Source organism: Streptomyces rubellomurinus (genome assembly GCF_000961885.1).
GTDB lineage: Bacteria > Actinomycetota > Actinomycetes > Streptomycetales > Streptomycetaceae > Kitasatospora > Kitasatospora rubellomurina.
In genome coordinates, this window is the sequence record NZ_JZKH01000024.1 from 83333 (window position 1) to 93273 (window position 9941).

Consider the following 9941-nt stretch of genomic DNA (forward strand, 5'->3'; position numbering starts at 1 on the left):
CGGGCCTTCGGGCGCCGAGCCCCGTCCTGTTCGGGTGCCGCGGGGCGCCGTCCGGTCCGGGCGGAGCCCCGTGCGCCCGTATCCTTGGCGCGTGAGCACCACCGACCCCACCCCTGACAGCCACCTGCTGGGCGCCGCCGACATCCGGGAGCTGGCGGCCGCGTTCGGCGTGAAGCCGACCAAGCAGCGCGGGCAGAACTTCGTCATCGACGGCAACACCGTGCGGCGGATCGTCCGGGCCGCCGAGGTGACCGAGCAGGACGCGGTGGTGGAGGTCGGGCCGGGGCTCGGGTCGCTCACCCTGGCGCTGCTGGAGGTGGCGCGGCACGTCACGGCCGTCGAGATCGACCCGGTGCTCGCGCAGCACCTGCCGGACACCGTCGCCGCCCGGATGCCCTCCCGCGCGGCCTCCTTCGACCTGGTGTTCAGCGACGCCATGGAGGTCACCGAGCTGCCCGGCCCGGCGCCCACCGCGCTCGTCGCCAACCTGCCGTACAACGTCGCGGTGCCCGTCCTGCTGCACATGCTGGCGACCTTCCCCAGCATCGAGCGGACCCTGGTCATGGTGCAGAGCGAGGTCGCCGACCGGCTCGCCGCCAAGCCCGGCAACAAGGTGTACGGCGTCCCCTCGGTCAAGGCCAACTGGTACGCCGACGTGAAGCGGGCCGGCGCCATCGGGCGGAACGTGTTCTGGCCCGCCCCCAACGTCGACTCCGGGCTGGTCTCGCTGATCCGCCGCGAGCCGCCGAAGACCTCCGCCAGCCGCGAGGAGGTGTTCGCGGTGGTCGACGCCGCGTTCGCCCAGCGCCGCAAGACCCTGCGGGCCGCGCTCGCCGGCTGGGCCGGCTCCGCCGCCGGCGCCGAGCAGGCGCTCGCGGCCGCCGGGATCGACCACAAGCTGCGCGGCGAGATGCTGACGGTGGAGCAGTTCGCCGCGATCGCCGAGCACAAGCCCGCGAAGGACAGCGAGTGATCACCGTACGGGTGCCGGCCAAGGTCAACGTGCAGCTCGGCGTCGGCGGACTGCGCGCCGACGGGTTCCACGACCTGGCCAACGTCTTCTTCGCCGTCGCGCTCGGCGACGAGGTCACCGCGAGCGCCGGCGAGGGCGTCACGCTGACCTGCTCCGGGCCGGACGCCGCCGTCGTCCCGCTCGACGACAGCAACCTCGCCGCCCGCGCCGCCCGGCTGCTCGCCGCCCACCACGGGATCGCCGACCCCGGCGTCCACCTGCACATCGACAAGGCCATCCCGGTCGCCGGCGGCATGGCCGGCGGCAGTGCGGACGGCGCCGCCGCGCTCGTCGCCTGCGACGCGCTGTGGCAGCTCGACACGCCGCACGAGACCCTGCTGGAGCTGGCCGCCGAACTCGGCTCCGACGTGCCGTTCGCCCTGGTCGGCGGCGTCGCGCTGGGCCGCGGCCGCGGCGAGATCCTCGAACCGCTCCCGGTCGAGGGCACCTTCCACTGGGTGTTCGCCGTCGCGGACGGCGGCCTGTCCACCCCCGCCGTCTTCCGCGAGTGCGACCGGCTGCGCGAGGAGGCCGGCACCGGCTCCGGCGACACCGACGTCGCCACCCCCGACCCGGACCCGGCGCTGCTCGCGGCCCTCGCCGAGGGCGACGCCGTCGCCCTCGCGGCCGCCCTGGCCAACGACCTGCAGCCCGCGGCCGTCTCGCTGCGGCCGTCGCTCGCCGCCACCCTGCGGGCCGGTACCGAGGCCGGGGCGCTCGGCGCGCTCGTCTCCGGCTCCGGGCCGACCTGCGCCTTCCTCGCCAAGGACGCCGACGCGGCCGCCGCCGTCGCCCGGGCGCTGCGCGCCTCCGGCACCTGCCGGACCGCGCACGCCACCTACGGGCCGGTGCCGGGGGCGGCGGCGGTGTAAGGGGGCGGCGGCGGCGCCGTGCGGCTCGGGGTGATCCGCGAGCCCATTAGGCTGGGGTGGATCGGGGTGTCCCCGAGACAGGAGCGGGCCGAGCCCGCCCCGCGACCGCCGAACCCAGGAGCGCAGCACACGTGGCCGTCAACCTCGCCACCATCGAGTCCGTCACGAAGGTCTACGGCACCCGCGCCCTGCTGGACGGAGTCAGCCTCGGCGTCAGCGAAGGCGACCGGATCGGCGTGGTCGGGCGCAACGGCGACGGCAAGACCACCCTCATCCGGATGCTCGCCAAGCTCGAGGAGCCGGACGGCGGCCGGATCACCTGGAACGGCGGCCTCGAACCGGCCGTCCTCACCCAGCACGACTCCCTCGACCCCGAGGCCACCATCCGGCACGAGGTCATCGCCGACCGCGCCGACCACGAGTGGCTCGGCGACGCCCGCATCCGCGACATCATCGAAGGCCTCTTCGGCGGCCTCGACCTGCCCGGCTTCGCGGACGGCCTGGACACCGTCATCGGCCCGCTCTCCGGCGGTGAGCGCCGCCGGATCGCCCTCGCCAAGCTGCTGCTCGGCTCGCCCGAGCTGATCATCCTCGACGAGCCCACCAACCACCTCGACGTCGAGGGCATCAACTGGCTCGCCCAGCACCTCCAGAAGCGCCGCTCCGCGCTCGTCTGCGTCACCCACGACCGCTGGTTCCTCGACCAGGTCTGCACCCGGATGTGGGACGTCCAGCACGGCGAGGTGCACGAGTACGAGGGCGGCTACTCCGACTACGTCTTCGCCCGCGCCGAGCGCTCCCGGATCGAGGCCGTCGAGGAGCAGAAGCGCCAGAACATGGCCCGCAAGGAGCTCGCCTGGCTGCGCCGCGGCGCCCCCGCCCGCACCTCGAAGCCGCGCTACCGGATCGAGGCCGCCAACGCGCTCATCGCGGACGTGCCGGACCCGCGCGACAAGAGCGAACTGATGAAGTTCGCCAACGCCCGGCTCGGCCGGACGGTCTTCGAGCTGGAGAACGTCACCGTCAAGGCCGGCCCCAAGCTGCTGCTGGAAAACCTGACCTGGCAGCTCGGCCCCGGCGACCGGATCGGCCTGCTCGGCGTCAACGGCGCCGGCAAGACCTCGCTGCTGCGGGCGCTGCGCGACGCGTACGCGAGCGAGGGGGACGTGCAGCCGGCGTCGGGCGTGATCAAGGTCGGCAAGACCGTGCGGCTCGCCTACCTGTCCCAGGAGATCGCCGAGCTGGAGCCGGAGACCCGGGTCCTTCAGGCCGTCGAGCAGATCCGCTCGCGGGTCGACCTCGGCAAGGGCCGCGAGATGAGCGCCGGGCAGTTGTGCGAGCAGTTCGGCTTCGGCAAGGACAAGCAGTGGACGCCGGTCGGCGACCTGTCCGGCGGCGAGCGCCGGCGGCTCCAGCTGCTGCGGCTGCTCATGGACGAGCCCAACGTGCTGTTCCTCGACGAGCCGACCAACGACCTCGACATCGAGACGCTCAACCAGCTGGAGGACCTGCTCGACGGGTGGCCCGGCTCGATGATCGTCATCAGCCACGACCGCTTCTTCATCGAGCGCACCACGGACGTCGTGCACGCGCTGCTCGGGGACAAGCGGATGCGGATGCTGCCGGGCGGCGTCGACGAGTACCTGGAGCGGCGGGCCCGGATGGCCGCCGACGCGGCTTCCGCGGTTGCCGCCGCTCCTGCCGCCCCCGCGGCCGAGGCCGCCGCCGGGCTGTCCGGCGGGGACCTGCGGGCGGCGAAGAAGGAGATGCAGAAGCTGGAGCGGCAGATCGCCAAGCTGGACGAGAAGGAGAGCAAGCTGCACGCCCAACTCGCCGAGCACGCCGCCGACTTCTCCAAGGTCGCCGAACTGGACGGGCAGTTGCGGGCCGTCCGGGAGGAGAAGGAGGAGCTGGAGATGACCTGGCTGGAGCTGGCCGAGCAGGTCTGAACCTCCGCTGCCCGAGGGGGAGTTCGAGGCTAGCTCGGTTTGAGGAGGAGTTCGAGCTCGTCCGCCGCGCGGCCCAGGGCGCTGAGCGCCGGGTCGTGCGGCGCGGTCGGGCGGGCGGCCGCGGTCGTCGGCGGGCGGTGCTCGCGGGCCGCGGCCGTCAGCTCGTCCAGCGCCCGGCGGACCCGGTCGGTCTCCGCCGGATCCGGCACCCGGCCGCCGTAGCGGACCTGCGCCGAGTACGCCGCCACCGCGCCGCCCAGCCGCTCCAGCGCGGCCGTCGCCGGCAGCCACCGCTCGGCCAGCCGGCCGGTCGGCGGCGGCTCCGCCAGGCCGTGCTGCACCTCCTGGCGGGCGTCCGCCAGCGACCGGTACGCGGTGCGGCGCAGCCACACCTGGGCCTGGGGGCGGGCCCCGCCCGGGTGGGCGGTCGCGGCTTCGTGGGCGGTCTCGCCTTCGCGGGCGGTCGCACCTGCGCGGGCGGCCTCGCCTTCGCGGGCGGTCGCGTCGAGGTAGGCGCGCAGGGCCGAGGCCGCCGTGACCAGCCGGGGCTCGATCCGGTGGCGGGGGCGCTCCGGCCACAGCAGGTAGCCGAAGAGCAGCACGACCGCGCTCGCGAGCGCGGTGTCCAGCACGCGCGGCCAGAACTCCGCCGCGCCGCTCTGGCCGCCGAGTTGCAGCAGGACCAGCGCCATCGGGGTCATCGCCACGGTGTTCAGGCCGTAGTGCGCGGCCGTCGCGTACGGGAGCAGGGCGACGCAGAGGGCGGCGATCGCCGTCAGCGCCCACTCGTTCGTGGTGAGCGGGAGCAGCGCCGCCGTCAGGGCCACACCGAGTACCGTGCCGACCGAACGGCTCACCGCGCGCAGGAACACCGAGCCCAGATCCGGCTTCAGCACGAAGGCGATCGTCATCGGCACCCAGTAGCTCTTGCTGAGCGGGTAGCCGGCCGTCACCGCCGCACCCGCCGCGATGCACAGGGCCACGCGCAGCCCGTACCGCACCGAGGCCCGGGACAGCGGCCGGGCCCGCAGCCGCCACGGGTCGGGCGGCGGCGCCGGGGCGGTGCCCAGCCGCGGCTCCCGGCCGGCCACGGTGTCCGCGGCCGCGCGCAGGGCGGCGTCCAGCGCCCGCCGGGCCGGCGTGTCCGGCCGCCAGTGCGGCACCGCCACCTCGCCGCCCCCGCGCCGGACGGCCGCCGCGAGACGGGCCGGGACCTCGGCCACCTCCGGCGGGACCGGGCGCCGGGCCCACAGCAGGCCGGTCGCCGCCTCGGTGGCGGCGAGCGCGGCCTCGTACATCCGGTGCGGCCGGGCGGCGCGGGGGCCGCCGCTCCCCGGCAGGAGGTCCTGCACCTGGTTCAGGCGGGCCGTCAGCACCCGGCGCGAGGCCACGCCCCGCGGGGTGCCGAGGTCCGCCAGGGTACGGCCCAGCGCCTCGTACGCGGCCGCGAGCGCGCGGTTGCGCGGGTCGGCGGCCGGGCGGTGACGGGCCCGGCCGGGCAGGCCCAGGAGCGTGACGAAGACGGCGCCCGCCAGCAGCAGCGGCGCCGCCGCCCACCACGGACGCGGCAGCGGCATGCCGCTGCCCAGCGCCGCCGACACCAGCAGCAGCATCCCGGCGGCCGAACCGCGCGGGCCCGTCGCGCTCAGGGCGCCGGAGACGAACGCCGTGACGGTCAGGGCGGTGCCCAGGGCGAGGACGCCCGCGTGCGCGTGCTGGAGGCCGGTGCCGACCAGCATGCCGACGGCGGAGGCGAACGCGGCCGTCCCGATCCGCGCGGCCCGCAGCCGGGCCGGCTCGACGCGGTCGTTCATCGTCGCGTGCATCGCGCCGAGCCCCGCGAACGTCCCCAGGTCCAGGCGGTGCGTCAGCAGGCCGGCCGCCAACGGCACCGCCATGCCCACCGCGGCCCGCACCATCAGCGCCACCGGCCACGGCGGCCGGGCCGGACGCGCGGCGCGCGCCCACCAGGCGGCGGGCGGTGCGAGCTCGGGGGAAGGCATGCGGTCACGTCCGTTCTGCGGCCTCGGGGTCGCTGCTGTGCGACATTGCGCGGCAGATGGGGCGTACGTGGTCATTCTAGCCGCGGGCCCCGGACGGGAGTTCGGCGGGCGCGTACGTGTCAGGTTCGTACCGATCGTGCACGGGCGGGCCAAGGTCCCTGCCGGTCCGACAGGGGCGATGGCTACCATGACGGAGGCGAAATCCGCCTCAGGGCGGGCGGGTTCGCCGACCAGGGCCGCGCGGCCCGGAAGCTGACGGAGTATTGCGGGCAGGCGGCCACCGGGAGTCCCCCAGGGGGCGACCGCCCGCACGGGGGAGAGGTGAACTGCTGTGTCAGGTAGTTCGGGGAACACGCCGGTGCCGAGCTCGGGGGCGACGACTTCGGCGCCGAATACGGCGCCGAATCCTCCGGGATCGCCTGCCGACAACCCCTACACGCTGCCCAGTCTTCCAGGGGGGTACTACGGCCCCACTGCCAGCCAGAAGCAGACGTCGGACAGTGCCCTTTCCCTGGTGGACGCCTTCGGCAAGCACGACGTCGAGATCGAGCTGCAGACGCTGACCAAGTTCGCCCAGCAGGTCGAGGCACTGCTCGCCGCGATGGACGGCTCGGAGGCCGCACCGTACAAGCTCGAGGCGCAGAAGGTCACCGCGGACAGCTTCGTGAACATGTTCGACACCGCGAAGTTCCCGGAAGCGGTGGCCCTGAACACGGCCTACAACAACGTCCACGGCCAACTGGTGAAGCTGCACAAGGACTTCGCGGCCCAGATCTCGGCGATGAAGGACGCGGTCCGGGAGACGCACAGCAGGTACTCGACCAACGAAGGTCAGACGGCGGATGCCCAGAACTCGGTGGCGAAGGGCGCGGGTCTGACTCCGCCGTCCGCGGATTCGAGCGGGGCAGCACCGAAGGGCAATGTGCCGCGCTGACAGCGGTGAGAAATGCGGTTCACGGGGAGACGGGGAGCAAAGCATGGCAGGAACGACGGATTTCAATCAGTATTCCCACTCCACGCTCAAGGGAATGGTTGACGGCGCCAAGTCGCAGGAGGTGCTTTCGCGAGCGCTGAAGCTCCAGCAGGCCGGCCGCGTCCTGTCGGATCTGAGCACGGCCCTGCAGGCCCACCTCGGCCAGGTTCACTGGGAGGGCGATGCGGCCGAGGGCTTCAAGACGTGGGTCGGGAACCTGTACAAGTCGGCGGCGATCATTGCGAAGCACTCCTGGACGGCCGGCGACGCGATGAACCAGGCCGGTGAGGCTCTCACCACCGCCAGGTCCGCTGTGCCGCTGCCCCCGAACGACGCGATCGTCACGGTGGACAAGCGAAAGAAGCAGGCCGTCATGATCCCCCCGAACGTCGAGTCCAAGCTCGCGGTCGGGGGGACGATCGACGGCTACATGAAGGGCATCAACAAGGACTGGGTGACCGAGGACGAGGCCAAGCAGGCCCAGGCCTTGATCGACAAGGAGAAGCAGGAAGCCGTTCACCAGCTGGAGAAGCTGGCGCAGGCCTACAGCGCGGCGACCACGACGCTGAACGGGATCGACACCAATGTGGTGTTGCCGGGGTCGCCCGGTTCGGACCCGGACAGGGGGTCGAGCACGGACCACGGAAGCGGAAGCGGCTCTGGTGGCTACTATGCCGACCGTTCCCGCAGCGCCCGGGCCAGTAGTGGTAGCACCGGTGGGAGCTACAGCCCGTCCGTGGGCAACTACGTCGATGGTTCGAGCCTTCCGCGCCACCCTGGAACGGACTCGGGCTGGTACGACCCGGTCCGTGCTGAGCCGATCTCTTCGCATGGCGGTGGACAGCTCCCGGCCACACCGCAGGACCCGGGTTCCTCGGTGCCGTCCCACCCGTCCGACCCGATCAACCGACCGGGGACCGGACTAGACAGCCTGCCGTCGACAGCGACTCTGCCGACCCAGACCGGCCCGACCGGACCGGTGCCCTCGGGTGGCCCGAACATGAACCCCGGGTACCCCAGCGGCCCGGTTGAGGGCCCCAGCGGACCCAACGGCCTCCCGATGACCAACATCCCCGGCGGGCTCCCCGGTTCGATTCCGGCGAGGAACGGCTCCGGCCCTGGCCGGACCGGTTCGATCCCGCCCCGCACGACGCCGTTCGGCGCCGGCCCGATGCCCGGGAAGGCCGCCAATCCCAGTCTGCCCACCGGGCCCATCGTCGGAGGTCGTGAGGTTCCAGCCGGTGGTCGTGCGGGAAACCCGGCCGGTATGGGCGGCATGCACCCGGGTATGGGAGGCCACGGCGTCGGTGGCTCCGGTGGTTCGAGCGGTTCGCGTGGGCGGGGCCTGACCTCGACCAGTGGCGGAACGGTTGGTGGTCGCAAGGGACCTGCAGTCGGAGGGGAGTTCACGCCGGGTGGCACGGGGCTGCGCAACCGCGCAGGGACCGGCGCCGGCGAGGGCCGGGGAAAGCCCGGCCAGAACGGCATGATGGCGCCCGGAACGGCCGGCCATGCGGGCCGTAACGAGCGGGACCGCCGAAAGCGCGCCGACTACTTGCACGAGGACGAGGAGACCTGGACCAGCGGTACGCCGCACAGCAACCCGGACGTGATTGAGTAGGCCGACAACGGCTGCCCGGCCACTGGGCCTTCCCAGTGGCCGGGCAGTTCTGTTCGGGCGCGGGTTCTTTCTGACAGGGATGCTGACGAGGAGCTGTGATGGGGCGGACGAAGGCACGGGCACGTGGGCGGAGGCTCGCTGCGGCCCTGCTGGCCATGGGGGTTGTGATCGGCCCGGCCGCGCTACCGGCTGCTGCTGACGGCTCGATCCGGAACGATCAGTGGCACCTGGATTTCATGTATGCGTCGGACATGTGGAAGGTTTCGACAGGGCAGGGAATCACCGTTGCAGTGATTGATGGTGGGTTCAAGCTGGATCACCCGGACCTGGTAGGGCAGTTCCTGCCCGGAAAGGACTTCAGCGGTGGTGATGGCGGAGTCGGAACCTACATCAACGGGCATGGCACGCAGATGGCCGGCCTGATCGCCGGGACGGGTAGGGCCAATGGCGGCAAGGGGGCCTACGGGTTGGCGCCCGGGGCCAAAATTCTGCCCTTGAAGATCAATAACGGCTCTGCGGGAGCAGTGGTCTCGGTCGACTTCCTCGATCAGATCGGGAAGGCGATTGACTATGCGGCCGGTCAGGGAGTCAAGGTCATCAGCATTTCGCAGGGAATGAATTCAGCCAAGATGGATCCAGGGGATGTGGCGAAGCTGAATCGCATTCTCGCTTCCGCGAGGGCGAGAGGGGCGCTGGTTTTCGCTGCTGCCGGTAATGAAGCGCAGTCGGGGAATCCGGTTGATTATCCCGGTGGTCTTCCCAACGTGGTTGGCGTCGGGGCTTTCGACCGGGACGGGAACGTTACCGCCGAGTCCGAGACCGGACCGCAGGTCGCGCTGGTGGCCCCGGGGAAGGACACGGTGGCGCCGTGCACAACTCCGTCTGGGTACTGCGACGGTCACGGAACATCGGACGCGACCGCGCTGGCTTCCGCTTCGGCAGCTCTGGTCTGGTCGGCGCACCCGGATTGGTCGCCGAATCAGGTCCTGCGCGTCCTCATCAACACGGCCGGTCGGGCGGACGGCGGGACCGTTCGTACGGACGCTGCCGGTTGGGGTTCGGTGCGGCCGCGGATCGCGTTGAGCAATCCCGGTGACCCCGGGCCCGCGGATGTCTCCCCGCTGCCGGCCGATGTGGCTGCGGCGTCTGCTGCGCCGACGCCCGCCGCGCCGTCGAGCGCGTCCGCGTCCGCCTCCGCGAGCCCGAGCAGTGCGCCGGCGGCGCCGCCGAAGGTGGAGGTGTCGTCGGGCTCCGGGGGCGGCAGCGCGCTGCCGGTTGTGGGCGGGGTGGTGGCCGGGCTGGTGGTGGTGGCGGGTGTGGTGTTCGTCGTGGTGCGGCGTCGGAGGGGGGCGGCGGTGCCGTCCGGGGGTCATCCGTACGTGTAGTGAGGAGCAGGCGGGGCGCGACGCCCGGGTTGCCAGGTCTCCCTGGCGGCCCGGGCGTTGTGCATTGGGGGGGCGTGCGGGCCAGCGGTGTGCGCTGGGGTCACCCGGGTGGGGGCTGGTGGTGGT

The 9941-nt window shown here is 72.8% G+C and carries 7 protein-coding genes; 6 read left to right on the top strand and 1 reads right to left on the bottom strand.

The annotated features are described in order from the left end of the window. Positions 1-91 precede the first annotated feature (91 nt). From rsmA to VM95_RS14340, 3 genes are all read left to right on the top strand, one after another. Positions 92-973, top strand: coding sequence for a 16S rRNA (adenine(1518)-N(6)/adenine(1519)-N(6))-dimethyltransferase RsmA (rsmA, locus tag VM95_RS14330; protein ID WP_045696408.1), 882 nt, complete (start codon positions 92-94; stop codon positions 971-973). Further along, positions 970-1884, top strand: a complete 915-nt coding sequence (locus VM95_RS14335; protein WP_045696410.1) for a 4-(cytidine 5'-diphospho)-2-C-methyl-D-erythritol kinase — start codon at positions 970-972, stop codon at positions 1882-1884. The genes rsmA and VM95_RS14335 overlap by 4 nt, the downstream gene beginning before the upstream one ends. Before the next feature lie 131 nt (positions 1885-2015). Further along, positions 2016-3833, top strand: a complete 1818-nt coding sequence (locus tag VM95_RS14340) for an ABC-F family ATP-binding cassette domain-containing protein (protein WP_045696412.1) — start codon at positions 2016-2018, stop codon at positions 3831-3833. Positions 3834-3862: 29 nt separating this feature from the next. Here the strand turns inward: VM95_RS14340 and VM95_RS14345 are convergent, their stop codons facing one another. After that, complete coding sequence (locus tag VM95_RS14345; RefSeq protein ID WP_045696415.1) at positions 3863-5836, bottom strand: FUSC family protein; 1974 nt, start codon at positions 5834-5836, stop codon at positions 3863-3865. Positions 5837-6350: 514 nt separating this feature from the next. Between VM95_RS14345 and VM95_RS38860 the strand changes: the two genes are divergently transcribed. From VM95_RS38860 to VM95_RS14360, 3 genes are all read left to right on the top strand, one after another. Continuing rightward, positions 6351-6770 carry a V-type proton ATPase subunit C gene (locus VM95_RS38860; RefSeq protein ID WP_052707366.1) on the top strand — a complete coding sequence of 140 codons (420 nt, stop codon included), beginning with the start codon at positions 6351-6353 and terminating at the stop codon, positions 6768-6770. 43 nt (positions 6771-6813) lie between these two features. Continuing rightward, entirely contained in the window at positions 6814-8430 is a 1617-nt protein-coding gene (locus VM95_RS14355; RefSeq protein WP_157882099.1) for a WXG100 family type VII secretion target, read from the top strand. A gap of 98 nt (positions 8431-8528) precedes the next feature. Next, positions 8529-9815, top strand: a complete 1287-nt coding sequence (locus VM95_RS14360) for a S8 family serine peptidase (protein WP_045696417.1) — start codon at positions 8529-8531, stop codon at positions 9813-9815. Positions 9816-9941: the final 126 nt, after the last annotated feature.

Bases quoted from the DNA above. Each gene is read 5' to 3' on its own strand.
- VM95_RS14345 (WP_045696415.1), bottom strand. From the start codon at position 5,836: ATGCCTTCCCCCGAGCTCGCACCGCCCGCCGCCTGGTGGGCGCGCGCC.
- VM95_RS14355 (WP_157882099.1), top strand. From the start codon at position 6,814: ATGGCAGGAACGACGGATTTCAATCAGTATTCCCACTCCACGCTCAAG.
- VM95_RS14360 (WP_045696417.1), top strand. From the start codon at position 8,529: ATGGGGCGGACGAAGGCACGGGCACGTGGGCGGAGGCTCGCTGCGGCC.